26 protein-coding genes are annotated in these 22606 nt (G+C 54.3%); 9 read left to right on the top strand and 17 right to left on the bottom strand.

The genetic code is table 11. The features are described from left to right. The first annotated feature begins 125 nt into the window (after positions 1-125). The gene (locus tag Electrica_RS01915; protein WP_100686350.1) at positions 126-593 is read left to right on the top strand and encodes a prepilin peptidase; all 468 of its coding nucleotides are present in this window, start codon (positions 126-128) and stop codon (positions 591-593) included. Here Electrica_RS01915 and bfr read toward each other — a convergent pair. The 11 genes from bfr to fkpA form a co-directional block, all read right to left on the bottom strand. After that, positions 577-1053: a bacterioferritin gene (gene bfr / locus Electrica_RS01910; RefSeq protein ID WP_004868378.1), complete on the bottom strand. Its 477-nt coding sequence runs from the start codon at positions 1051-1053 to the stop codon at positions 577-579. The genes Electrica_RS01915 and bfr overlap by 17 nt on opposite strands. A 73-nt stretch (positions 1054-1126) precedes the next feature. Further along, positions 1127-1321, bottom strand: coding sequence for a bacterioferritin-associated ferredoxin (bfd, locus tag Electrica_RS01905; RefSeq protein WP_004868381.1), 195 nt, complete (start codon positions 1319-1321; stop codon positions 1127-1129). 180 nt (positions 1322-1501) lie between these two features. Beyond that, positions 1502-2686, bottom strand: coding sequence for an elongation factor Tu (gene tuf / locus Electrica_RS01900; RefSeq protein ID WP_047663733.1), 1185 nt, complete (start codon positions 2684-2686; stop codon positions 1502-1504). Between the two features lie 70 nt (positions 2687-2756). Next, complete coding sequence (gene fusA, locus Electrica_RS01895; protein WP_100684399.1) at positions 2757-4871, bottom strand: elongation factor G; 2115 nt, start codon at positions 4869-4871, stop codon at positions 2757-2759. Between the two features lie 96 nt (positions 4872-4967). Beyond that, on the bottom strand, positions 4968-5438 hold the full coding sequence (gene rpsG / locus Electrica_RS01890) for a 30S ribosomal protein S7 (RefSeq protein WP_004106370.1): 471 nt from the start codon (positions 5436-5438) through the stop codon (positions 4968-4970). Between the two features lie 95 nt (positions 5439-5533). Beyond that, positions 5534-5908 (bottom strand): 30S ribosomal protein S12, encoded by a 375-nt coding sequence (gene rpsL, locus Electrica_RS01885; protein ID WP_002920115.1) that lies wholly within the window; start codon positions 5906-5908, stop codon positions 5534-5536. Between the two features lie 124 nt (positions 5909-6032). Then, positions 6033-6320 (bottom strand): sulfurtransferase complex subunit TusB, encoded by a 288-nt coding sequence (gene tusB, locus Electrica_RS01880; protein ID WP_141963250.1) that lies wholly within the window; start codon positions 6318-6320, stop codon positions 6033-6035. 7 nt (positions 6321-6327) lie between these two features. Then, the gene (gene tusC, locus Electrica_RS01875; RefSeq protein WP_141963248.1) at positions 6328-6687 is read right to left on the bottom strand and encodes a sulfurtransferase complex subunit TusC; all 360 of its coding nucleotides are present in this window, start codon (positions 6685-6687) and stop codon (positions 6328-6330) included. Further along, positions 6687-7073 (bottom strand): sulfurtransferase complex subunit TusD, encoded by a 387-nt coding sequence (gene tusD, locus Electrica_RS01870; RefSeq protein WP_100684402.1) that lies wholly within the window; start codon positions 7071-7073, stop codon positions 6687-6689. The genes tusC and tusD overlap by 1 nt, the downstream gene beginning before the upstream one ends. Next, positions 7073-7795, bottom strand: coding sequence for a helix-turn-helix transcriptional regulator (locus Electrica_RS01865; protein WP_004868391.1), 723 nt, complete (start codon positions 7793-7795; stop codon positions 7073-7075). Before Electrica_RS01865 ends, tusD begins: the two co-directional genes overlap by 1 nt. Positions 7796-8151: 356 nt before the next feature. Further along, on the bottom strand, positions 8152-8982 hold the full coding sequence (gene fkpA / locus Electrica_RS01860) for an FKBP-type peptidyl-prolyl cis-trans isomerase (RefSeq protein WP_100684403.1): 831 nt from the start codon (positions 8980-8982) through the stop codon (positions 8152-8154). Positions 8983-9204: 222 nt separating this feature from the next. Between fkpA and Electrica_RS01855 the strand changes: the two genes are divergently transcribed. After that, positions 9205-9423, top strand: coding sequence for a protein SlyX (locus tag Electrica_RS01855; RefSeq protein WP_100684404.1), 219 nt, complete (start codon positions 9205-9207; stop codon positions 9421-9423). Between the two features lie 188 nt (positions 9424-9611). Here Electrica_RS01855 and slyD read toward each other — a convergent pair whose 3' ends face one another. The 4 genes from slyD to kefG all read right to left on the bottom strand — a co-directional run bounded on the left by slyD (position 9612) and on the right by kefG (position 12860). Next, positions 9612-10196, bottom strand: coding sequence for a peptidylprolyl isomerase (gene slyD, locus Electrica_RS01850; RefSeq protein WP_100684405.1), 585 nt, complete (start codon positions 10194-10196; stop codon positions 9612-9614). A gap of 94 nt (positions 10197-10290) precedes the next feature. Continuing rightward, positions 10291-10491: a YheV family putative zinc ribbon protein gene (locus Electrica_RS01845; protein ID WP_015585624.1), complete on the bottom strand. Its 201-nt coding sequence runs from the start codon at positions 10489-10491 to the stop codon at positions 10291-10293. Between the two features lie 13 nt (positions 10492-10504). After that, complete coding sequence (gene kefB / locus Electrica_RS01840; protein WP_100684406.1) at positions 10505-12310, bottom strand: glutathione-regulated potassium-efflux system protein KefB; 1806 nt, start codon at positions 12308-12310, stop codon at positions 10505-10507. Then, positions 12297-12860 (bottom strand): glutathione-regulated potassium-efflux system ancillary protein KefG, encoded by a 564-nt coding sequence (gene kefG / locus Electrica_RS01835; RefSeq protein WP_141963246.1) that lies wholly within the window; start codon positions 12858-12860, stop codon positions 12297-12299. The genes kefB and kefG overlap by 14 nt, the downstream gene beginning before the upstream one ends. Positions 12861-13033: 173 nt before the next feature. On the opposite strand from kefG, the gene Electrica_RS01830 reads away from it, so the two are divergent. From Electrica_RS01830 to Electrica_RS01810, 5 genes are all read left to right on the top strand, one after another. Next, entirely contained in the window at positions 13034-14938 is a 1905-nt protein-coding gene (locus tag Electrica_RS01830; protein ID WP_131049120.1) for an ABC transporter ATP-binding protein, read from the top strand. 113 nt (positions 14939-15051) lie between these two features. Further along, positions 15052-15504 carry a nuclear transport factor 2 family protein gene (locus Electrica_RS01825; RefSeq protein ID WP_141963244.1) on the top strand — a complete coding sequence of 151 codons (453 nt, stop codon included), beginning with the start codon at positions 15052-15054 and terminating at the stop codon, positions 15502-15504. 270 nt (positions 15505-15774) lie between these two features. After that, positions 15775-16734 carry a hydrolase gene (locus tag Electrica_RS01820; RefSeq protein WP_320416070.1) on the top strand — a complete coding sequence of 320 codons (960 nt, stop codon included), beginning with the start codon at positions 15775-15777 and terminating at the stop codon, positions 16732-16734. Beyond that, a complete protein-coding gene (locus tag Electrica_RS01815) occupies positions 16731-16949 on the top strand; it encodes a YheU family protein (RefSeq protein ID WP_004868412.1) in 219 nt (72 codons plus the stop codon). The genes Electrica_RS01820 and Electrica_RS01815 overlap by 4 nt, the downstream gene beginning before the upstream one ends. 36 nt (positions 16950-16985) lie before the next feature. Continuing rightward, positions 16986-17852, top strand: coding sequence for a phosphoribulokinase (locus Electrica_RS01810; RefSeq protein ID WP_141963242.1), 867 nt, complete (start codon positions 16986-16988; stop codon positions 17850-17852). A gap of 60 nt (positions 17853-17912) precedes the next feature. Here Electrica_RS01810 and Electrica_RS01805 read toward each other — a convergent pair whose 3' ends face one another. Further along, a complete protein-coding gene (locus tag Electrica_RS01805; protein ID WP_100684410.1) occupies positions 17913-18317 on the bottom strand; it encodes an OsmC family protein in 405 nt (134 codons plus the stop codon). Between the two features lie 306 nt (positions 18318-18623). Between Electrica_RS01805 and crp the strand changes: the two genes are divergently transcribed. After that, complete coding sequence (gene crp, locus Electrica_RS01800) at positions 18624-19256, top strand: cAMP-activated global transcriptional regulator CRP (RefSeq protein WP_000242758.1); 633 nt, start codon at positions 18624-18626, stop codon at positions 19254-19256. 51 nt (positions 19257-19307) lie between these two features. Beyond that, positions 19308-21386 (top strand): YccS/YhfK family putative transporter, encoded by a 2079-nt coding sequence (locus Electrica_RS01795; protein ID WP_142255829.1) that lies wholly within the window; start codon positions 19308-19310, stop codon positions 21384-21386. Here Electrica_RS01795 and argD read toward each other — a convergent pair. After that, positions 21376-22596 (bottom strand): bifunctional acetylornithine/succinyldiaminopimelate transaminase, encoded by a 1221-nt coding sequence (argD, locus tag Electrica_RS01790; RefSeq protein WP_141963240.1) that lies wholly within the window; start codon positions 22594-22596, stop codon positions 21376-21378. The two genes, Electrica_RS01795 and argD, sit on opposite strands and share 11 nt — an antisense overlap. Between the last annotated feature and the right edge of the window lie 10 nt (positions 22597-22606).

The raw sequence follows: 22606 nt of genomic DNA, 5'->3' as shown, positions 1-22606 counted from the left end.
AGAAAGTAATGAAAACCGAGCGAATACCGTGGATGACGCCTCGCGATACTGAAGGTAGGGCTTTGCCATTCATCCCTTTTTCGACCAGACTCCGCGCATATTCCCCATTGCAGGCAGCCTCACCGATGATGCACCTCTCATTACTTGTCTATAGCGGTTTATCCCTCACCCTCTGCTGGTACGATCTGCGCTACGGTCTGCTTCCCGATCGCCTGACCTGCCCTCTGCTCTGGAGCGGGCTGCTCTGTTGTCTTTACTATGCCCCGCTTCAATTAGAATATGCCGTTGGCGGCGCCATCGGTGGCTATCTGGCTTTCGCGTTGCTCTATTGGCTTTACCGGGGTATTCGTGGTTATGAAGGGTTAGGCTATGGGGATGTCAAATTGCTGGCCGCACTAGGCGCGTGGCACGGCTGGCAGATGCTGCCGCAGTTGGTTTTTATGGCGACTGTCTTCGCCGGTGGAGTCATGCTGCTATTGATTATTCTCGGGAAAGTGCAGGGGTCATTAAACAACCCGCTGCCTTTTGGCCCTTTTTTGGCTGCAGCGGGTTTTTGGTGCGGGTGGCAAACGCTTGTCAGTCAGCCACTTTGATTTGTGACTGGAGATAGTTTTGCAACCCTAATTTACCAATCAGATCCAGTTCCGTTTCCAGCCAGTCAATATGGCCTTCTTCGTCTGTCAGGATTTCAATAAGCATGTCGCGACTGACATAGTCATGGACGCTGTCGGCATAAGCAATCGCTTCACGTAGGTCTTTTGCGCCTTCGAGTTCCAGTCGTAAATCAGACTGCAGCATCTCTTCGACATCTTCACCGATGCCCAGCTTGCCAAGATCCTGCAAATTGGGGATACCTTCAAGAAAGAGAATTCGCTCGATGTACTTATCGGCGTGTTTCATTTCATCGATGGATTCATGATATTCAACGTCATTGAGACGCATCAGGCCCCAGTTCTTGAACATTCTGGCGTGAAGAAAATACTGATTTATTGCGACCAGCTCATTTCCCAACAATTTGTTGAGATAACTTATGATTTTGACATCACCTTTCATTATATAGTCCCTCCGCTTCCACTTATTGAAGCGTAGTTCGGGCTATAAAGATGTCAAAGAAAAGCCTGAGCGCTTAAGCGCTCTCCTGGTATTCCGGCATACGAGTTAATTCATCTTCCATAATCTCACGGGCGGCGCGGACACATTTACCACATTGATTTCCAACAGGAATGAATTTGCGCAATTGCTGAAAAGACTGTGGATGAAATTGACGTACGGCCTGACGAATTTTTTTATCGTTTACACCATTACACAAACAAACGTACATACCGACTCCCGTTCGATTTATGCTCAAAAGTGTAAATGAGAATAGTTATAATTACAATAGTGTGTTGCTTAAATAATCAAAGAGAAGCTCTTTTTGCGTCTCAACGTCATTCTGGTCGACGTTAAATGACGGGCAGCAAAAAGGGCGCCGAAGCGCCCTTTTTAATTCAGAACTAAAGAATTAGCTCAGAACTTTAGCAACAACGCCCGCACCAACGGTACGGCCGCCTTCACGGATTGCGAAACGCAGACCGTCGTCCATCGCGATCGGGTGAATCAGGGTAACAACCATTTTGATGTTGTCGCCCGGCATTACCATCTCTACGCCTTCCGGCAGTTCGATGGTGCCAGTCACGTCAGTTGTACGGAAGTAGAACTGCGGACGGTAGCCTTTGAAGAACGGAGTATGACGGCCGCCTTCGTCTTTGGACAGAATGTACACTTCAGATTCGAACTTGGTGTGCGGCTTGATTGAGCCCGGCTTAGCCAGTACCTGACCACGTTCGATTTCTTCACGTTTGATACCACGCAGCAGAACACCTACGTTCTCACCAGCACGGCCTTCGTCCAGCAGTTTGCGGAACATTTCAACGCCAGTACAGGTAGACTTCGCTGTGTCTTTGATACCAACGATTTCAACTTCTTCGCCCACTTTGATGATACCGCGCTCTACACGACCGGTAACAACGGTACCACGACCGGAGATGGAGAATACGTCTTCGATCGGCAGCAGGAACGGCTTGTCAATCGCACGCTCTGGTTCCGGGATGTAAGAATCCAGGTAGCCTGCCAGTTCGATGATTTTCGCTTCCCAGTCTGCTTCGCCTTCCAGCGCTTTCAGCGCGGAACCGCGAACGATCGGGGTATCGTCGCCCGGGAAGTCGTACTGAGACAGCAGCTCACGAACTTCCATTTCAACCAGTTCCAGCAGCTCTTCGTCATCAACCATGTCGCATTTGTTCAGGAACACGATGATGTACGGAACGCCTACCTGACGACCCAGCAGGATGTGCTCACGAGTCTGCGGCATCGGGCCGTCAGTCGCAGCAACAACCAGGATCGCGCCATCCATCTGAGCAGCACCGGTGATCATGTTTTTAACATAGTCGGCGTGGCCCGGGCAGTCTACGTGTGCGTAGTGGCGAGTCGGGGTGTCATATTCAACGTGGGAAGTGTTGATGGTGATACCACGAGCTTTTTCTTCCGGCGCGTTATCGATCTGGTCGAATGCACGAGCAGAACCACCGTAGGTTTTAGCCAGAACGGTAGTGATTGCAGCGGTCAGAGTAGTTTTACCATGGTCAACGTGGCCGATAGTACCGACGTTGACGTGCGGTTTTGTACGTTCAAATTTTTCTTTAGACACGGCTATATTCCTTACTATAGCGCTCTCCCCTTCAGGAGAGAGCACGGGATTTTGGTTTTAACCCTACGGCTTATTTACCACGGGCTTCAATTACGGCCTGAGCAACGTTGTTCGGCGCGTCATCATACTTCAGGAACTCCATGGAGTAAGAAGCACGGCCTTTGGTCAGGGAACGCAGCTGAGTTGCATATCCGAACATTTCAGACAGCGGAACTTCAGCGTGAATCACAACGCCAGTAACGTTGGATTCTTGACCACGCAGCATACCACGACGACGGCTAAGGTCACCGATGACGTCACCAGTGTTCTCTTCCGGAGTTTCTACTTCAACCTTCATGATCGGCTCAAGCAGAACTGGTTTCGCTTTCTTAAAGCCATCTTTGAAGGCAATAGAAGCGGCCAGTTTAAACGCCAGTTCAGAGGAGTCAACGTCATGGTAAGAACCGAAGTGCAGACGCACACCGAGATCAACTACCGGGTAACCTGCCAGCGGACCAGCTTTCAGCTGTTCCTGGATGCCTTTATCAACGGCCGGGATGTATTCGCCAGGAATTACACCACCTTTGATGTCGTTGATGAACTCGTATCCTTTCGGATTTGAGCCCGGCTCCAGCGGGTACATGTCGATAACAACATGACCATACTGACCGCGACCACCAGACTGCTTGGCATGTTTACCTTCGATATCGGTAACTTTCGCACGAATCGCTTCGCGGTAAGCAACCTGAGGTTTACCGACGTTCGCTTCAACGTTGAATTCACGCTTCATACGGTCAACGATGATGTCGAGGTGCAGCTCACCCATACCGGCGATAATGGTCTGGTTAGATTCTTCGTCAGTCCATACGCGGAATGACGGGTCTTCTTTCGCCAGACGACCCAGAGCCAGACCCATTTTTTCCTGGTCAGCTTTGGTTTTCGGTTCAACAGCGATGGAGATTACCGGCTCAGGGAATTCCATACGCTCCAGAATGATCGGGTGATCCGGGTTACACAGGGTGTCACCAGTAGTCACGTCTTTCAGACCGATAGCAGCAGCGATGTCGCCCGCGCGAACTTCTTTGATCTCTTCACGTTTGTTAGCGTGCATCTGTACGATACGACCGAAACGCTCACGTGCAGATTTCACGGAGTTCAGGATGGTATCACCAGAGTTAACCACACCGGAGTAAACGCGGAAGAAGGTCAGGTTACCCACGAACGGGTCGGTAGCGATTTTAAATGCCAGAGCAGCAAACGGCTCGTCATCGCTAGCGTGACGCTCAGCCGGAGTATCTTTACCGTCGTCCAGAATACCGTTGATCGCAGGTACATCAACCGGGGATGGCAGGTAGTCAACTACCGCATCCAGCATCGCCTGAACACCTTTGTTCTTAAATGCAGAACCACAGGTTACCAGGATGATTTCGTTGTTCAGAACACGCTGACGCAGAGCTTTTTTGATCTCTTCTTCAGTCAGTTCTTCACCACCCAGGTATTTCTCCATCAGCTCTTCTGAAGCTTCTGCAGCGGACTCGATCAGGTTCTGGTGCCATTCGTCAGCCAGGTCCTGCATGTCAGCCGGGATATCTTCATAGGTGAAGGTGACGCCTGCGTCTTCTTCGTTCCAGTTGATGGCTTTCATTTTCACCAGGTCAACAACACCGGTGAAACCTTCTTCAGCACCAATTGCCAGCTGCAGCGGAACCGGGTTCGCGCCCAGACGGGTTTTGATCTGACCAACAACTTTCAGGAAGTTCGCACCCATGCGGTCCATTTTGTTAACGAACGCAATGCGCGGAACTTTATATTTGTTTGCCTGACGCCATACGGTTTCAGACTGCGGCTGAACACCACCAACTGCGCAGTAAACCATTACTGCACCATCAAGCACACGCATGGAACGTTCTACTTCGATAGTGAAGTCAACGTGCCCCGGGGTGTCGATGATGTTAACGCGATGCGGTTCATACTGCTTAGCCATACCAGACCAGAATGCAGTAGTCGCTGCGGAGGTGATAGTGATACCACGCTCCTGCTCCTGCTCCATCCAGTCCATGGTTGCTGCGCCGTCATGAACTTCACCGATTTTGTGGTTTACACCGGTGTAGAACAGAATACGTTCGGTAGTAGTAGTTTTACCGGCGTCGATGTGCGCACTGATACCGATGTTACGGTAGCGTGCGATGGGTGTTGTACGAGCCATTTGATTCCTCGTTTATTTCTTTAGGCGTTCAGTTAAGTTATCCAGCACGGGCGACTTACCTGAAGCGCCCGCCTGGTGACTATGACTCCGAAGGGATTACCAACGGTAGTGAGCGAACGCCTTGTTGGCTTCTGCCATACGGTGAACGTCTTCACGTTTCTTAACTGCAGTACCTTTGTTGTCTGCAGCATCAGAAAGTTCGTTCGCCAGACGCAGAGCCATGGATTTATCACCACGTTTACGAGCAGCTTCTACGATCCAACGCATTGCCAGGGCATTACGACGAACCGGACGGACTTCAACTGGAACCTGATAAGTAGAACCACCTACGCGGCGGGACTTAACTTCGACGGTCGGACGAACGTTGTCCAGAGCGACTTCGAAAGCTTCCAGTTCATTTTTACCAGAGCGCTGAGCCAGGGTCTCCAGCGCGCTGTATACGATAGCTTCTGCAGTAGATTTTTTACCATCTACCATCAGGATATTTACAAATTTTGCCAGCAGTTCTGATCCGAACTTAGGATCTGGAAGGATTTTACGCTGACCAATGACGCGACGACGTGGCATGGAAATACTCCGTTGTTAATTCAGGATTGTCCAAAACTCAAAGAGTTTAGTTTGACATTAATATAAAACGTTTGGCCTTACTTAACGGAGAACCATTAAGCCTTAGGACGCTTCACGCCATACTTGGAGCGAGCTTGCTTACGGTCTTTAACGCCGGAGCAGTCAAGCGCACCACGAACGGTGTGGTAACGAACACCCGGAAGGTCTTTAACACGACCGCCACGGATCAGGATCACGGAGTGTTCCTGCAGGTTGTGACCTTCACCGCCGATGTAGGAGGTGACTTCGAAACCGTTAGTCAGACGAACACGGCAAACTTTACGCAGTGCGGAGTTCGGTTTCTTAGGAGTGGTGGTATATACGCGAGTACATACGCCACGTTTCTGCGGGCAGGCTTCCAGTGCAGGCACGTTGCTCTTTGCAACTTTGCGTGCGCGTGGTTTGCGTACCAGCTGGTTAATTGTTGCCATTAAATAGCTCCTGGTTTTAGCTTTTGCTTCGTAAACACGTAATAAATCGCCTCATATAATATGAGGACGCAGAATTTTAGGGCGGTGCCGAAAAGGTGTCAAGAAATATACAACGATCCCGCCATTACCAGGACAACTGTCCAGGATGTTTGACCGACATTCTGACGAAATCAGTATAGCCAACCCTGACGACACTGTCCGCAATTTGACCAGCCAGCCCGCGGGCATCGATATCGTCTTGCAGAGCATGAATGGTTATGGGGGCAGACTGCAGGATTTCAAGGAAGGGCCCGCCGGCGATGGCCGCAATCACGCCATCAGAAAGCAGCAGGAGATCGTCGCCATCCCTTACCAGGCGTAGCATCGCGCGGAGATCGGTATGCCACGGGGACGTGCTGAGTGTGTGGAGCATTCAGTCCTCAGAAACGCAAAATCACGTTGAAATCATCAAGCCGGGCGCGCAGCGCTTCTGGCTCAAGCCACCCGGCGTCTACGACCCACGACGTCCCGGCATTCAGGCCGCGTTCGCGGGCGGACGCTGCGCATATCCAGCACGCGTCAATATCGTACAGCGGCAAAAGTTTAAAGGTCGCGATGTAATCGCGGGCAAGCACCGCCGACGGCTGTTGCCCGGGCAGCAGCTGAAAGACGCCGTCGCCGATAAAGAACACGCCGATCTCATCGCTCAGCGCTGAAGTCGCCAGCAGCGCATCCAGGCCTTCCCGACCCGCAGCAGAACCATGCGGGGCAGAAGAAAAAACAAAGGCAACGCGTTTCATCAGAACTGCACCATCCGATCGCAGGTTAATGAGGCTTCGGCCAGCGCACCCAATCCGCTCAGCGTGAATCCAGGCTGCAGATTATGACCAGGTAACCCCGCCTGCTGAGCTTCTTGTTCATCGGTGACACCGCGACGCAGGGCTGCCGCCACGCAGATGTGCAGCGCGACGGCATGATCGTCATGCAGCCGCTGCCATGCGCGGACAAGGTCAAATTCATCGCTGGCGGGCGCAGTCAGCTGGTTTGCGTTGTAAACGCCTTCACGATAGAAGAAGACACAGGCCAGCTCATGACCCTCTTGCAACACGGCCTGGGCAAACTGCCAGGCGCTGCTGGCCTGCTGCGTACCGTAGGCAGGGCCCGTCACCGTAATGGCAAAACGCATTACTTATCCAGCCCCTGGAAATCGCCGCTCTTAAACTGACGAATATAGAGATAGACCGTATGTTTGGAAATATTCAGCCGATCGGCCACCTGGTTGATGGCATCTTTGATATCAAAGATCCCTTTCTCGTAGAGATTCAGGACAATCTGGCGATTTTTAGCATTGTTGGAAACATTGCGGTCGGCATTGACTTCTTCGATAGTGAACTCAAGAGTCTGAGCGACCAAATCATCAACGGACGAGGCAAAGTTAACCTGAGAGTTCACTTCCGGCGTTTCCGGCGGAATAAAGGTGCTCATTATCTGTGAGAACGGCACATCCAGGTTCATGTTGATGCACAGCAGGCCGATGACCCGGTGTTCACGGTTGCGAATGGCAATCGTGACGGACTTCATCAGGACACCGCTTTTGGCCCGCGTAAAGTAGCACTTGGATACGCTGCTGTCGGCCCCCGTCATATCATGCAGCATGCGCAGCGCAAGATCGGTAATCGGCGAGCCGATTTGGCGCCCGGTATGTTCACCGTTGGCGATGCGGATGGCGGAGCATTTCAGATCCTGTAAAGAATGCAGCACTATCTCGCAATGGGAACCAATGAGCATCGCTAACCCGTCCACAACCGCTTCATAGGATTTGAGGATATCGAAGTCGGTCTGGTCGAAAGGACGTTGATCCAGCAGGTCAAGCTCACTGGTTTCGTTGGTTAAAAGCGACCTGGACATGAAAAAAAGCACTCCTTTTCAGGAGCCTGTCATTTTTACACAAAACCGTTCAAGGTGCGCCACGGTGCACGTCCGAGACATTCGTCACAACGAATTTGACCAGCCGTAAGCTGGCGCGGCAAGAGGCAAACCTGTCTCTTATCCCGTCTCAGGGCTGATTCCAGTGCGTAACCGGAATAAGCGGATGCAGCCAATGCAGAGGCAGCTTGAAGGATGAGGTGTAGCTTGTCAGGGCAGGCTCATCATCATTATTAAGCTAACTAAAGTAATACAGCGCTTGAGGCACTTTCCAGTTTTAATTATATCTGCCCCAAATAAAAAAGCCGCCGCCTTTAACGGCGGCGGCGTAAACCAGATTACTTCTTCGCGTCTGCGCTTTGCGCGTCAGCTTTGGCATCAGCCGCCGCTTCAGGCTTGGCATCGGCTTTCGGCGCCGGTTTGATATCCAGCAGTTCTACGTCGAAGACCAGCGTGGAGTTAGCCGGAATACCCGGGACGCCAGTTTTGCCGTAAGCCAGATCCGGCGGGATAACCAGCTTGATTTTACCGCCTTTCTTGATGTTTTTCAGACCTTCAGTCCAGCCCGGGATAACGCCGTCCAGACGGAAGGAGAGCGGCTCGCCGCGGGTGTAAGAGTTATCGAACTCTTTACCGTCAATCAGCGTACCTTTGTAGTTCACGACAACCGTGTCACTGTCTTTCGGTGCGTCGCCGGTCCCTTCTTTCTCAACTTTGTACAGCAGGCCAGATTTAGAGGTTTTTACGCCCTTCTCTTTTGCGAAGGTGTCGCGATAGGCTTTGCCTTTCGCATCGTTTTCAGTCGCGTCTTTTTCCATTTTCTGCTGAGCAGCAGTTTTTACGCGGGTTTCGAAGGTTTGCAGGGTCTGCTCGATTTCTTGATCGGACAGTTTGCTTTTATTCGCAAAAGCGTCCTGAACACCGGCGATCAGCTGATCTTTATCCAGCTTGATACCCAGTTTCTCTTGTTCTTTCAGGGAGTTTTCCATGTAACGTCCCAGTGAAGCACCCAGCGCATAAGCAGATTTTTGATCGTCATTTTTAAATGCCGCTTTGCTATCCGTTGCAGGTGCCGTCTTCGCGGCAGCATCAGCCGCAAAGGTCAGCGGTGCATTCAGGGCGACAGCCATCGTGGTCGCCAGCAGCGTTACTTTAAACAGTGATTTCATCCATTTCTCCAGGGCCGGGGCATCTCACCCCAGGGTTATCGTAAAAAGCAAAAAAGGTACTATAAAACGTTGCAGAGCAAATCTACATACAGACCTTCCTGAATATCGCCAGTTTTCAGACTATTTTTGTATAAATAAGTTTCCTGTCTTACGCGAGGTTGCTGCGCGAAGGGTGAAAGTTGAGTAGAATCCGCTCGCGAGATAAGACAGAAGAGGTTACTCATGCACGACAGTACACTGGAGACTCGCCTGGCGGAGCTGGAAAGCCGGCTGGCGTTTCAGGAAATCACCATTGAAGACCTCAACAAGACCGTCACCGCCCATGAGATAGAAATGGCGAAGATGCGTGAACATATGCGCCTGATGGTTGAAAAACTGAAAGCCACCCAGGCATCGCATATCGCATCACAGGCAGAAGAAACGCCCCCGCCACATTATTGAGGCGTAAAAAAAGCGGGTTTCCCCGCTTGATTGTCTCCGGCAGCGCTATGTCTACCGGATTAAATACCCTGAGAATTTCGAGTCGCAGAACGGCGGCAGGCTTGGGAACTCCCGGCAGCATAGAGAACGATGTCACCGGGGTTTGAAAGCCAGGCTAACGCGCCTGCGGCTTGAAAGGCAGACGGATATTAGTGACAGCCGCAGCCGCCGTTACCACAACCGCCTTTGCCATGTTCATGACCGTGGTCGTGATCATGGCCGTGGCCGCCGCAGCAACCTTCATGATCGTGGTCATGCTCGTGGCCGTGGGCACCGTGCACGTGACCATGCTCCAGCTCTTCTGCAGTCGCTTCGCGAAGCGCAACAACTTCAACGTTGAACTTCAGATTCTGGCCAGCCAGCATGTGGTTACCGTCAACCACGACGTGCTCGTCATCCACTTCGGTGATTTCAACCGGTACTGGACCCTGGTCGGTTTCCGCCAGGAAGCGCATGCCAACCTGCAGTTCATCAACGCCCATGAAGACGTCTTTAGGAACACGCTGAACCAGATTTTCGTCGTACTGGCCGTACGCATCGTTCGCGCCGACTTCTACGTCAAATTTGTCGCCCACTTCATGGCCATCCAGCGCATTTTCCAGGCCGGAAATCAGGGAGCCGTGACCATGCAGGTAGTCCAGCGGCGCGCTTACCGGAGACTCATCAACCAACACACCGTCTTCTGTACGTACCTGATAGGCCAGGCTGACCACCAGGTCTTTTGCTACTTTCATGATATCTCCTGAGCATGGGAAGAATAGTGGCGCAGATTGTAGCGGAATTCTGCAGCCGTGTACCCTCTAGCTTAAAAAAAGGCGACGGATAACGCTAGTCCGGATGAAAAATGCCAATCACTTGCTCATCTTTGCGTACGTGCTCCTGTGCCTCTTTATCCGCCTCACGCATCTGGTGGCCACACTTAACACACTCAACAATATCGACATTATTCTCACGCCACATTGCCAGAGAATCCTGCGCCTGACACGCCGGACATTTTGCGCCGGCAATAAAACGTTTACGCACTGCCATCATGATTTGACCCTTATTCAAACTCATCCCAACCGTCAAGCTGCCTGCTCTCTTTCTGCATCTCGCGCTGGAAAATCTCTTCCAGCTCGCGGCGAGCCTCCCGCACGCGTGATATCTGCAGCGTATCAGTATTCACGGGCATTAACTCACGCAGCATACGCATATCCAGACGACGGAAGTGCAGCTGAGCACGCTGCGCCTGATGCGGATGCATGCCCAGGGTAATCAACGCTTTGCGCCCAAGCTCCAGCGCGCTGGAAAACGTTTCACGCGAAAATTGTTTCACGCCGGCCTGCAGCAATTCATGCGCCTCAACACGACCCCGGGCGCGCGCCAGGATATTCAGATGCGGAAAGTGTTGCTGGCACATCTCCACCAGCTTCATGGTATCTTCCGGCTCGTTGCAGGTGATAACAATCGACTGCGCATCCTCCGCCCCCGCCGAGCGCAGTAGTTCCAACTGCGTCGCATCGCCAAAATAGACCTTATAGCCATATTTCCGCATCAGGTTAACCGCGCTGATATCGCGCTCCAGCACGGTGATCCGCATCTTATTGGCCATCAGCAAACGGCCAATAACCTGTCCGAAGCGGCCAAAGCCGACAATAATCACCTGCGGTTTATCGTCCTCAACCCACGGCGCTTCATCTTCCTCTTCCGGCTGGTTAAAGCGTCGGGAGAGAATTTGATCGATAAGCGTCATCAGCAACGGCGTCGTCATCATCGAGAGCGTGACCGTCACCAGCAGCAGCGCCATCTGATCGTCTTCGAACAGCCGCAGCGAGGCCGGAAGTGAAAACAGCACAAACGCAAACTCGCCCCCCTGGCTCAACACCCCCGCAAACTGCATCCGTTCCGAGCTACGCACCCCGTATACCCGAGCCAGACCGTACAGCACGAAGCTTTTTACCGCCACCAGCACGGCAACGCTTGCTGCTACCCACAGTAAGTGGGTGTAGAGCACGCCCAGATTCAATGCCATGCCGACGGAAATAAAGAACAGCCCGAGCAAGAGCCCTTTAAACGGCTCAATAGCGATCTCCAGCTCATGGCGATACTCGCTTTCAGCCAGCAGCACGCCAGCAATGAAGGTACCGAGCGCCATAGACAGACCGAGCGCGTCCATAAACAACGCCGAACCCAGCACCAGCAGCAGCGTTGCGGCGGTGAAGACTTCCCGCACCCCGGAGCCAGCGATAAATCGAAAAACAGGTCGTAGCAGAAAACGGCCGCCAATCAGCATCCCACCGAAGGCCAGAACCTTCAGCCCGACGGTCACCCAGTTAAGATGGCCATCCCCGGAGCCAGCCAGCAGCGGTACCAGTGCCAGCGCAGGGATCACGGCCAGATCCTGAAACAGCAGCACGGAAAAACCCAGTTGCCCGGACTCGCTGCGACTCATTCCTTTCTCACGCATCAGCTGCAGCGCCATTGCCGTGGACGACATCGCCAGCCCAATACCGCCGACCACCGCCGCCTGCCAGGAAAACCCGGTCACCATCAGTAATCCGCCGAGAATACCCGCACTGAGCATGACCTGCGCCGCCCCGACGCCAAAAATGGAACTGCGCAGGCGCCAGAGCTTCGCCGGATTCAGCTCCAGCCCGATGATGAACATCAGGAACACGACGCCCAGTTCGGAGAAGTGCAAAATCTCATCGACATCGCTAATAAATCCCAGCCCCCACGGGCCAATGGCAATTCCGGCAAGCAGATAGCCTAATACCGCGCCGATGCCCAGCCGGGCGGCCAGCGGTACCGCCACTACGGCAGAAAACAGAAATAATACCCCCGCTAACAGCAGATCAGCGCCCTCCATTTATGCCTCCTGCCGCGATAGGGTTCGCCAGCCAGTCGCGATACGCGCGCGCATGATTTTTCAGGTCATCAGGCGATTGCCGGCGAGCCCAGTAGACAATAATCGGGCTCATCCAGTGCATCCGGCACATGCCGGCAGTCAGTTCAAATGGACGCAGGATATCGTTCATGGGATAGCGATTGGCATCACGTCGGTAGGCGCTCTCGGGCTCACCAGTGGTGATCACGCTACGCCAGTACTTTCCCGCCAGTTGGTTCCCTCCGGCGCCGCTGGCAAAGCCGCGGGTCAGCACCCTGTCCAGCCACTCCTTCAGCAATGCCGGGCAGCTCCACGTGTAGAGCGGATGCTGGAAAACAATCACCTCATGCTGGCGCAACAGCTCCTGCTCATGGGCAATATCGATAAAAAAATCTGGGTAGTGTGCATAGAGATCGTGCACGGTGACATTAGGCAACTGTAAAGCCGGTTCAAGTAAAACCCGGTTGGCCACGGAATCCTGAGATTCTGGGTGGGCATACAGCAGCAAAACCTTCGCTGTCTGAGACATCATTCCCCTCCCGAACGTCTTCTGGTGGCCTGTACAACGGCTGCGTCCCGACGCAACCAGAATGACTTTGTGTATCATCTTCGTTTTGGGCTACCATTGCGGCCCGGTGGAGCAATTTGCTACCACATTACATTATCATAATGACAAACTAACATAGTCAGAACATACGGCGCCTTATGATTGTTTTCTCCTCGTTACAAATTCGTCGCGGCGTACGGGTCCTTCTGGACAACGCCACCGCTACCATCAATCCTGGCCAGAAGGTCGGCCTGGTGGGCAAAAACGGCTGCGGCAAATCCACGCTGCTAGCGCTTTTGAAAAACGAGATTAGCGCCGACGGCGGCAGTATGACCTTTCCGGGTAACTGGCAGCTGGCGTGGGTTAATCAGGAGACTCCTGCGCTGGCGCAGCCAGCCATTGATTATGTTATTGATGGCGATCGCGAATATCGCCAGTTCGAAGCCGATTTACACCAGGCCAATGAGCGCAATGACGGCCACGCTATCGCGACGGTGCACGGTAAACTGGACGCCATCGATGCCTGGACTATCCGTTCGCGCGCCGCCAGCCTGCTACACGGGCTGGGATTCAGCAATGAACAGCTTGAAAGCCCGGTCAGCGACTTTTCCGGCGGTTGGCGGATGCGTCTGAACCTCGCCCAGGCGCTGATTTGCCGTTCCGATCTGCTGCTGCTCGATGAACCGACCAACCACCTCGATCTCGATGCGGTCATCTGGCTGGAGAAATGGCTGAAAGGCTACACCGGCACGCTGATTCTGATCTCTCACGATCGTGACTTCCTCGATCCGATCGTCGATAAAATTATCCATATCGAACAGCAAACAATGTTCGAATACACCGGCAACTACAGCTCATTTGAAGTACAGCGCGCAACCCGCCTGTCACAGCAGCAGTCGATGTATGAAAGCCAGCAGCTGCGCGTCGCGCATCTGCAAAGTTATATCGACCGCTTTCGCGCCAAGGCTACCAAAGCCAAGCAGGCGCAAAGCCGTATTAAAATGCTGGAACGCATGGAGCTTATCGCCCCGGCTCACGTCGATAACCCGTTCCACTTTAGTTTCCGCGCGCCGGAGAGCCTGCCAAACCCGCTGCTGAAAATGGAAAAAGTCAGCGCTGGCTATGGCGAACGGGTGATTCTGGACTCTATCAAGCTAAACCTGGTGCCCGGTTCGCGCATTGGCCTGTTAGGGCGTAACGGCGCCGGCAAGTCGACGCTTATCAAGCTGCTGGCCGGCGAACTCCAGCCGCTGCACGGCGATATTGGCCTCGCTAAAGGCATTAAGCTCGGCTACTTCGCTCAGCATCAGCTGGAGTTCCTGCGCGCTGACGAATCGCCATTGCAGCACCTGGCTCGCCTGGCGCCTCAGGAGACAGAGCAGAAGCTGCGCGACTATCTCGGCGGGTTTGGTTTCCAGAGCGATAAGGTCAACGAAGAGACGCAGCGTTTCTCCGGTGGCGAAAAAGCCCGTCTGGTGCTGGCGTTAATCGTCTGGCAGCGCCCTAACCTTCTGCTGCTCGATGAACCGACCAACCACCTCGATCTCGATATGCGTCAGGCCTTAACCGAAGCGCTGATTGATTTCGAAGGCGCACTGGTGGTGGTCTCGCACGATCGTCACCTGATCCGCTCTACCACCGACGATCTCTATCTGGTGCATGACGGCAAAGTCGAACCGTTCGATGGCGACCTGGAAGATTATCAGCAGTGGCTCAGCGACTCGCAGAAGCAGGAAAGCTCGTCGTCTGACGTGGCGAAAGAGAGCGGTAACAGCGCCCAGGCCCGCAAAGACCAGAAACGTCGGGAAGCGGAGTTACGGACGCTCACGCAACCGCTGCGCAAAGAGATTACCCGTCTTGAGAAAGAGATGGATAAGCTCAACGCGCAGCTCGCTCAGGCGGAAGAGAAGCTCGGCGACAGCGGGCTGTATGACGCCTCGCGCAAAGCGGAGCTGACCACCTGTCTACAGCAACAGGCCAGTGCCAAATCAGGTCTGGAAGAGTGTGAAATGGCCTGGCTGGAAGCACAAGAGCAGCTGGAGCAGATGCTGCAGGAAGGCTAGAGCCGGTTATGCTAAAGCAGGGGGCATAAACGCAGCGGCGCCGGGTTATGGGAATGCGCCGTTATCTGCCCCCGGCTAAAAACCGTAACACTCATCTGCGAAGAGGCATTGCCATGGTAAAAAACACGCTTATCTCCCTCTCACTGCTTTGCGCCCTGACCCACTCCGCCTTTGCCGCCTACACCGCGAGCGAATTAAAGAACAAAGAAAACGTCATCGCTTTTTATAATAAAGCGCTGAACGATAAAGACTTTGATGCCGCAAAAATCTACCTCGGAAAGGAGTATATCCAGCATAATCCTGGCGCGAAGGATGGGCCCGAAGGCTTTCGTCAATTCATCGCCTTTCTGAAAGACAAATTCCCCGACTCTCACAGCGAGATTAAACGCGTGATTGTCGACGGCGACTATGTCGTTCTGCACGTTGCGTCCACCGGCCGCGAGCCGGGCCTCACCCGGGCGATTATCGATATTTTCCGCCTCGATGCGCAGAACAAGATCGTTGAACACTGGGATGTTATTCAGACGGTTCCGGAAAAAACCGCCAGCGGCAACAGCATGTTTTGAGCCAGTCTCACAGCCATTTGCGCCGGGCGGTGGCTGTGTCCCCTTATCGCCTTCCCGGGCTGCGGACCCTCCTTATCCCGCAAGCACTCATCATCCGGCGGCAATTTCGTGTAACCTATAGCACGGGCCGCAAGACCACATATTGGATAACCTGCGTACTTCATGCGCGGTATACTGTTTTATAAGATGATTAACTGCTCTGGTGCTATGGTAGAAATCACCCCCACAGAAATGACGCCCCCCGAAGACGACTCGCGCGAGTTCCACCCTATGCGCGGCGTGGGCAATCGTCATCTGCAGACCATGCTGCCGCGCCTGATTCGCCGTAAGCTGGGATTCACGCCGCACTGGCAGCGCCTTGAACTCCCGGACGGTGATTTTGTCGATCTGGCGTGGAGCGAAGACCCCGCCGGGGCGCAACACAAACCGCGACTGGTCGTGTTCCACGGGCTGGAAGGCAGCCTGCACAGCCCCTATGCTCATGGTCTTATCCATGCGGCCATGCAGCGCGGATGGCTGGGCGTGGTGATGCATTTTCGCGGCTGTAGCGGCGAACCCAACCGCAATAACCGCATCTATCACTCGGGTGAAACCGAAGATGGCAGCTGGTTCCTGCACTGGCTACAACGCGAATGGGGCACGGCGCCGACCGCCGCCGTCGGCTATTCGCTGGGCGGCAATATGCTGGGCTGCCTGCTGGCCAAAGAAGGCGATAATGTCCCGCTGGATGCCGCGGTTATCGTCTCAGCCCCGTTCATGCTCGAAGCCTGCAGCTATCATATGGACAAGGGCTTTTCCCGGGTTTATCAACGTTATCTGCTCAATCTGTTAAAGGCCAACGCCGCGCGTAAGCTGAAAGCCTATCCCGGTTCGCTCCCGGTCGATCTGCGCCAGCTTAAAGGCATGCGCCGCATCCGCGAGTTTGACGATATGATCACCGCCAGGATTCACGGTTTTGCCGATGCGCTGGACTACTATCGCCAGTGCAGCGCCATGCCGCGGCTCAGCGACATTACGAAACCGACGCTGATCATTCACGCGAAAGACGATCCGTTTATGGACCACCACTCCATTCCGCCACAAGAACAGCTCCCGGCAAACGTCGAGTATCAGTTGACAGAAAATGGCGGACACGTCGGATTCGTTGGCGGCACGCTGCGCAAACCGGAAATGTGGCTGGAAAGGCGTATCCCGGACTGGTTAACCCGTTGGTTGGGAGCACAAAAATGATTATTCCCTGGCACGATCTGGATCCCGAAACGCTGGATAACCTGATCGAAAGCTTTGTGTTGCGTGAAGGCACCGATTATGGTGAACATGAACGCTCGCTGGCGGATAAAGTCGCCGACGTCAAACAGCAATTGAAAAGCGGAGAAGCCGTACTGGTGTGGTCAGAACTGCACGAGACGGTCAACATCATGCCCCGCAAGCAGTTTCACGGCTAAGGCGGCACCACACATCGTTTTAATCTGGGAGTTGTTATGTCTGCCAAACATCCGGTGATTGCCGTCACGGGCTCCAGCGGCGCGGGAACCACGACCACCAGCCTCGCCTTTCGTAAAATTTTTGCCCAGCTAAACCTGCGTGCCGCTGAGGTGGAAGGCGACAGCTTCCATCGTTATACCCGCCCGGAAATGGACATGGCGATCCGCAAAGCGCGCGATCAGGGCAAACACATCAGCTATTTCGGCCCGGAAGCCAACGACTTTGGCCTGCTGGAAAACACCTTCATTGAGTACGGGCGTAACGGTAGCGGCCAGTCGCGCAAATATCTGCACACCTATGATGAAGCGGTGCCGTGGAATCAGGTGCCGGGTACATTCACACCGTGGCAACCGCTACCGGAACCGACCGATGTCCTGTTTTATGAAGGGCTGCACGGCGGGGTTGTCACGCCGCAGTATAACGTTGCGCAGAATGTCGACCTGCTGGTCGGCGTGGTGCCTATCGTTAACCTGGAATGGATTCAGAAGCTCATCCGCGATACCAGCGAACGCGGCCACTCCCGCGAAGCGGTGATGGATTCCGTGGTCCGTTCAATGGAAGACTATATCAATTTCATCACACCGCAGTTTTCGCGCACCCATATCAACTTCCAGCGCGTTCCCACCGTCGATACCTCCAACCCGTTTGCGGCGAAGGGCATCCCGTCATTGGATGAAAGCTTTGTGGTGATCCACTTCCGCAACCTGCGGGATATCGATTTTCCCTGGCTGCTGGCGATGCTGCAGGGTTCGTTTATCTCACATATCAATACGCTGGTGGTGCCGGGCGGGAAAATGGGGCTGGCGATGGAGCTCATCATGACGCCGCTGGTGGAGCGCTTGATGGAAGGCAAAGCGATTTAAATTGGGCGGCGCGACAAAACGGTGTCAACCCGGTACGCTCGCGCCACCGGGTATCTGGCATTACGCCTCCACCACCTCAAACGAGTGGGTGATGTTCACCGCTTTTTGCAGCATCAGCGCCACCGAGCAGTATTTCTCCGCCGACAGATCCACCGCACGGGAAACGGCCGCCTCTTTCAGCTCTTTGCCGGTGACGATAAAATGCAGATTGATATGGGTAAACAGGCGCGGCGCCTCTTCCCGACGTTCAGACGTCAGCTTGACTTCACAGTTAGTCACGTTGTGGCGACCTTTCTGCAAAATAGACACGACATCAATAGCGCTGCATCCGCCCGCCGCCATCAGCACCATCTCCATCGGGCTTGGCGCTTTATCTCCGGAGTTGCCGTCCATCAGAATCTGGTGACCTGACGCCGACTCTCCGATGAAGGTTAACCCTTCCACCCATTTCACACGAGCTTGCATAAAATTTAACTCCAAGGTTGCAATTTTCCTGACAGATTACGCGTACATAACAATTCTCGCAACGGAAGGCGACCTGCATCATGCTGAAGCGAGACACCAGGAGACATACGGCAAAAGCTATGCTAAAACAGTCGGGATGCTACAGTATTACATTGATGTACTGCATGTATGCAGAGGAGTTCACATTACAGGCTGAAGAAAAATCACCAGCCCGTTTCCCAGGCATAGGGAAACAATACGATTGCATGCCCGGATGCCGTGTAGTGTCGGCACCCGGAGATAGCTTATAACAGAGGATAACCGCGCATGGTGCTTGGCAAACCGCAAACAGACCCTACCCTCGAATGGTTCTTGTCTCATTGCCACATTCATAAGTACCCATCTAAAAGCACGCTGATCCACCAGGGTGAAAAAGCAGAAACGTTGTACTACATCGTCAAAGGCTCTGTGGCTGTGCTCATCAAGGATGAAGAAGGTAAAGAGATGATCCTCTCTTACCTCAACCAGGGCGATTTCATCGGTGAATTAGGCTTGTTTGAAGAAGGCCAGGAGCGTAGCGCCTGGGTACGTGCGAAAACCGCATGTGAAGTGGCCGAAATCTCCTACAAAAAATTCCGTCAGCTCATTCAGGTTAACCCGGATATCCTGATGCGCTTGTCATCGCAGATGGCTCGCCGTCTGCAGGTGACCTCAGAAAAAGTGGGTAACCTTGCCTTCCTCGACGTCACCGGGCGCATCGCTCAGACGCTGCTGAACCTGGCAAAACAGCCGGATGCGATGACCCACCCTGATGGTATGCAAATTAAAATTACCCGCCAGGAAATCGGTCAGATCGTGGGTTGTTCCCGTGAAACCGTTGGCCGTATCCTGAAGATGCTGGAAGATCAGAATCTGATCTCCGCCCACGGTAAAACTATCGTCGTATACGGTACCCGTTAAGTCGATAAAAACGGCGTGTTGCGTCCGCAATACGCCGTTTTTGTTTCCCCTATGTGGCGCAGGCTGATTTACCACCCGGAAGTCAACTATGCACTGCGGCAAACGCTGGTGTTGTGCTTGCCGGTTGCAACAGGCCTCCTCCTCGGGCACTTACAGCAAGGTCTGTTGTTCTCGCTGGTACCCGCCTGCTGTAACGTCGCCGGTCTGGATACCCCGCACAAACGCTTTTTTAAGCGTCTGATTATTGGCGGTTCGTTATTTGCCGGCTGTAGTCTGGTTGTCCAGCTTCTTCTTCAGCAGGACATCCCGCTGCCCTTGATTCTCAGTGGCCTGACGCTGCTGCTCGGCGTAACGGCGGAGATCAGCTCTCTGCACGCCAGGCTACTGCCCGCTTCGCTCATTGCCGCTATCTTCACCCTGAGCCTCGCTGGCAATATGCCCGTCTGGGAGCCGCTGCTGATCTACGCCCTCGGGACGCTGTGGTACGGCCTGTTTAGCTGGTTCTGGTTTTGGCTATGGCGCGAGCAGCCGCTGCGTGAATCGCTGAGCCTGCTCTATCGGGAGCTGGCTAACTACTGCGAAGCCAAATACAGCCTGCTGACCCAGCACATCGATCCGGGCACTTCGCTGCCGCCGTTGCTCACGCGCCAGCAGAAGGTAGTGGACCTGATCACCCAATGCTACCAGCAGATGCATATGCTGGCGGCAAACCAGCGCAACGACCAAAAGCGCCTGCTGCGGGTGTTTCAGATGGCGCTGGATTTACAGGAACATATCTCCGTCAGCCTGCACCAACCGGAAGAAGTACAAAAACTGGTGGAGCGCAGCCATGCCGAAGCGGTGATCCGCTGGAACGCGCAAACCGTTGCCGCCCGCCTGCGGGTAGTGGCCGATGACATTCTCTACCACCGCTATCCGCAACGCTTTCATATGGATAAGCAAATCGGCGCGCTGGAGAAAATTGCCTGGCAGCATCCCGACAACCCGGTAGGGCAGTTCTGCGCCTGGCACTTCAGCCGAATAGCCCGGGTGCTGCGCACCCAGCGCCCGCTGTATGCTCGCGACCTGATGGCGGATAAAGAGCGCCGTCTGCCGCTACTGCCCGCGCTAAAGAACTATCTCTCGTTGAAATCGCCGGCGTTACGTAACGCCGCCCGTATCTGCGTGATGTTAACGGCCGCGAGCCTGATGGGAAGCGCCCTGAACCTGCCCAAACCTTACTGGATCCTGATGACAGTGCTTTTTGTGACCCAGAACGGCTATGGCGCGACGCGGGTACGTATTGTCCATCGGGCGGCAGGTACGCTTGCCGGTCTGGCCATCGCCGGCCTGGCGCTGCACTTTCACGTCCCGGAGGGCTATACGCTCTCCGCGATGCTGCTCGTCACGCTGCTGAGCTACCTGATTATTCGCAAACATTACGGCTGGGCGATGGTTGGCTTTACCGTGACGGCGGTGTATACCCTGCAGCTTCTGACGCTCAACGGCGAGCAGTATATTGTCGCCAGGCTTATCGATACGCTTATCGGCTGCCTTATCGCCTTTGGCGGCATGGTCTGGCTGTGGCCGCAATGGCAAAGCGGGCTACTGCGTAAGAACGCTCACGACGCGCTGGAAGCCGATCAGGAAGCGCTCCGGCTGATTCTCAGCGACGATCATCAGGCCCCGGCGCTGGCCTATCGCCGGATGCGCGTCAATCAGGCACATAACTCGCTGTATAACTCGCTGAATCAGGCCATGCAGGAACCCGGGTTTAACACTCATTATCTTGACGATATGAAGCTATGGGTTACCCATAGCCAGTTTATTGTTGAGCATATCAACGCCATGACCACCCTGGCCCGCGAGCATACGATGCTGACGCCGGAGCTGGCCCGACGCTATCTGGAATCTTGTGAGATTGCGCTCCAGCGTTGCCAGCAGCGGCTGGATACCGACGGCCCCGGCAGCGCTGGCGATGTGAATATTATGGAGTCACAGGATGTGGGAGTGAGCCGTGGCCCATTAAGTACGATGGAGCAACATCTGCAGCGGATCCTCGATCATCTGAACACCATGCACACCATCTCCTCGGTGGCATGGCGTCAGCGCCCGCATCACGGCATCTGGTTACGCGCGGTTAAGCGCTAAGCACCTGCTGTACCGCCTGGGCAAAGCGGGCCATGCCTTCGGCAATATCCTTCTCGTCAATGACCAGCGAAGGGACGAAACGCATCACATCCGGCCCGGCATTCAGCACCATCACGCCCGCCTCTGCCGCGGCATAAAGAAAATCGCGAGCCCGGCCTTTGTGCTGCGGCTTAAGCTCCGCGCCAATCAACAGTCCCATACCGCGAATATCGCTGAACAGGTCAAACTGGGCGTCAATTTGCTGGAGATGCTGTACAAACAGCGCGCGCTTCGCGCTCACCCCCTCCAGTACCTCCGGGGTATTAATCAGGTCAAATGCCGCCACGGCCACGGCGCAGGCCAGCGGGTTACCGCCGTAGGTCGAACCGTGGGAACCGGCGTGGAATGCGCTGGCAATATCGTGGGTGGTCAATACGGCGCTGATCGGGAAGCCGCCGCCCAGCGCTTTGGCGCTGGTAAGGATATCCGGCGTCACGCCATAGTGCATGTATGCAAACAGCGAACCGGTCCGCCCCATCCCACACTGAACTTCATCAAATACCAGCAGCGCCTGATGCTCATCGCACAGTTCGCGTAATCCTTTCAGAAACTCCGGCGTTGCCGCCATCACGCCGCCTTCTCCCTGAATCGGCTCCACGACCACCGCGCAGGTATGATCGTCCATTACCGCTTTAACCGCATGCAGATCGTTAAACGGCACATGGATAATGTCCGCCGGTTTCGGGCCGAAACCATCAGAATATTTTGCCTGCCCGCCCACCGATACCGTGAACAGTGAACGACCGTGGAAGGCATTGTGGAAGGCGATGATTTTGGTCTTATACGGGCTGTGACGGGTAATGGTGTAGTGGCGCGCCAGCTTGAACGCCGTTTCGTTCGCTTCGGTGCCGGAGTTCATGAACACCACGCGCTCGGCGAAGGTGGACTCCACCAGCTTGCGACCCAGACGCAGTGCCGGCTCGTTGGTAAAGACATTGCTGGTGTGCCACAAGGTTTCGCCCTGCTCATGCAGCGCCGCGACCAGAGCCGGATGACAATGACCTAACGCCGTCACCGCAATCCCGCCCGCGAAATCAACGTACTCTTTGCCCTGCTGATCCCATACGCGGCTACCTTTACCTTTGACCGGGATGAATTCTGCCGGTGCATAAATCGGCAGAATAACTTCATCGAATGTGGCGCGGGTAATTACCGGTTGCTCAGTTGCCATGTCATGCCAT

The organism is Klebsiella electrica, from assembly GCF_006711645.1.
Classification (GTDB): domain Bacteria; phylum Pseudomonadota; class Gammaproteobacteria; order Enterobacterales; family Enterobacteriaceae; genus Klebsiella; species Klebsiella electrica.
Note: the sequence above shows the minus strand (reverse complement) of the source record. Positions and strands in the feature narration are given on the sequence as shown.

What these genes read in the sequence shown, in the direction of transcription:
- crp (WP_000242758.1), top strand. Translation starts at nt 18,624, where the DNA reads ATGGTGCTTGGCAAACCGCAAACAGACCCTACCCTCGAATGGTTCTTG.
- Electrica_RS01805 (WP_100684410.1), bottom strand. Translation starts at nt 18,317, where the DNA reads ATGCAAGCTCGTGTGAAATGGGTGGAAGGGTTAACCTTCATCGGAGAG.
- tusD (WP_100684402.1), bottom strand. Translation starts at nt 7,073, where the DNA reads ATGCGTTTTGCCATTACGGTGACGGGCCCTGCCTACGGTACGCAGCAG.
- rpsG (WP_004106370.1), bottom strand. Translation starts at nt 5,438, where the DNA reads ATGCCACGTCGTCGCGTCATTGGTCAGCGTAAAATCCTTCCAGATCCT.
- Electrica_RS01815 (WP_004868412.1), top strand. Translation starts at nt 16,731, where the DNA reads ATGATTATTCCCTGGCACGATCTGGATCCCGAAACGCTGGATAACCTG.
- Electrica_RS01825 (WP_141963244.1), top strand. Translation starts at nt 15,052, where the DNA reads ATGGTAAAAAACACGCTTATCTCCCTCTCACTGCTTTGCGCCCTGACC.
- kefG (WP_141963246.1), bottom strand. Translation starts at nt 12,860, where the DNA reads ATGATGTCTCAGACAGCGAAGGTTTTGCTGCTGTATGCCCACCCAGAA.
- fusA (WP_100684399.1), bottom strand. Translation starts at nt 4,871, where the DNA reads ATGGCTCGTACAACACCCATCGCACGCTACCGTAACATCGGTATCAGT.
- Electrica_RS01915 (WP_100686350.1), top strand. Translation starts at nt 126, where the DNA reads ATGATGCACCTCTCATTACTTGTCTATAGCGGTTTATCCCTCACCCTC.
- tusB (WP_141963250.1), bottom strand. Translation starts at nt 6,320, where the DNA reads ATGCTCCACACACTCAGCACGTCCCCGTGGCATACCGATCTCCGCGCG.
- Electrica_RS01830 (WP_131049120.1), top strand. Translation starts at nt 13,034, where the DNA reads ATGATTGTTTTCTCCTCGTTACAAATTCGTCGCGGCGTACGGGTCCTT.
- Electrica_RS01795 (WP_142255829.1), top strand. Translation starts at nt 19,308, where the DNA reads ATGTGGCGCAGGCTGATTTACCACCCGGAAGTCAACTATGCACTGCGG.
- bfd (WP_004868381.1), bottom strand. Translation starts at nt 1,321, where the DNA reads ATGTACGTTTGTTTGTGTAATGGTGTAAACGATAAAAAAATTCGTCAG.
- kefB (WP_100684406.1), bottom strand. Translation starts at nt 12,310, where the DNA reads ATGGAGGGCGCTGATCTGCTGTTAGCGGGGGTATTATTTCTGTTTTCT.
- rpsL (WP_002920115.1), bottom strand. Translation starts at nt 5,908, where the DNA reads ATGGCAACAATTAACCAGCTGGTACGCAAACCACGCGCACGCAAAGTT.
- bfr (WP_004868378.1), bottom strand. Translation starts at nt 1,053, where the DNA reads ATGAAAGGTGATGTCAAAATCATAAGTTATCTCAACAAATTGTTGGGA.
- Electrica_RS01855 (WP_100684404.1), top strand. Translation starts at nt 9,205, where the DNA reads ATGCACGACAGTACACTGGAGACTCGCCTGGCGGAGCTGGAAAGCCGG.
- tusC (WP_141963248.1), bottom strand. Translation starts at nt 6,687, where the DNA reads ATGAAACGCGTTGCCTTTGTTTTTTCTTCTGCCCCGCATGGTTCTGCT.
- Electrica_RS01865 (WP_004868391.1), bottom strand. Translation starts at nt 7,795, where the DNA reads ATGTCCAGGTCGCTTTTAACCAACGAAACCAGTGAGCTTGACCTGCTG.
- Electrica_RS01820 (WP_320416070.1), top strand. Translation starts at nt 15,775, where the DNA reads ATGCGCGGCGTGGGCAATCGTCATCTGCAGACCATGCTGCCGCGCCTG.
- fkpA (WP_100684403.1), bottom strand. Translation starts at nt 8,982, where the DNA reads ATGAAATCACTGTTTAAAGTAACGCTGCTGGCGACCACGATGGCTGTC.
- slyD (WP_100684405.1), bottom strand. Translation starts at nt 10,196, where the DNA reads ATGAAAGTAGCAAAAGACCTGGTGGTCAGCCTGGCCTATCAGGTACGT.
- Electrica_RS01810 (WP_141963242.1), top strand. Translation starts at nt 16,986, where the DNA reads ATGTCTGCCAAACATCCGGTGATTGCCGTCACGGGCTCCAGCGGCGCG.
- argD (WP_141963240.1), bottom strand. Translation starts at nt 22,596, where the DNA reads ATGGCAACTGAGCAACCGGTAATTACCCGCGCCACATTCGATGAAGTT.
- Electrica_RS01845 (WP_015585624.1), bottom strand. Translation starts at nt 10,491, where the DNA reads ATGGCAGTGCGTAAACGTTTTATTGCCGGCGCAAAATGTCCGGCGTGT.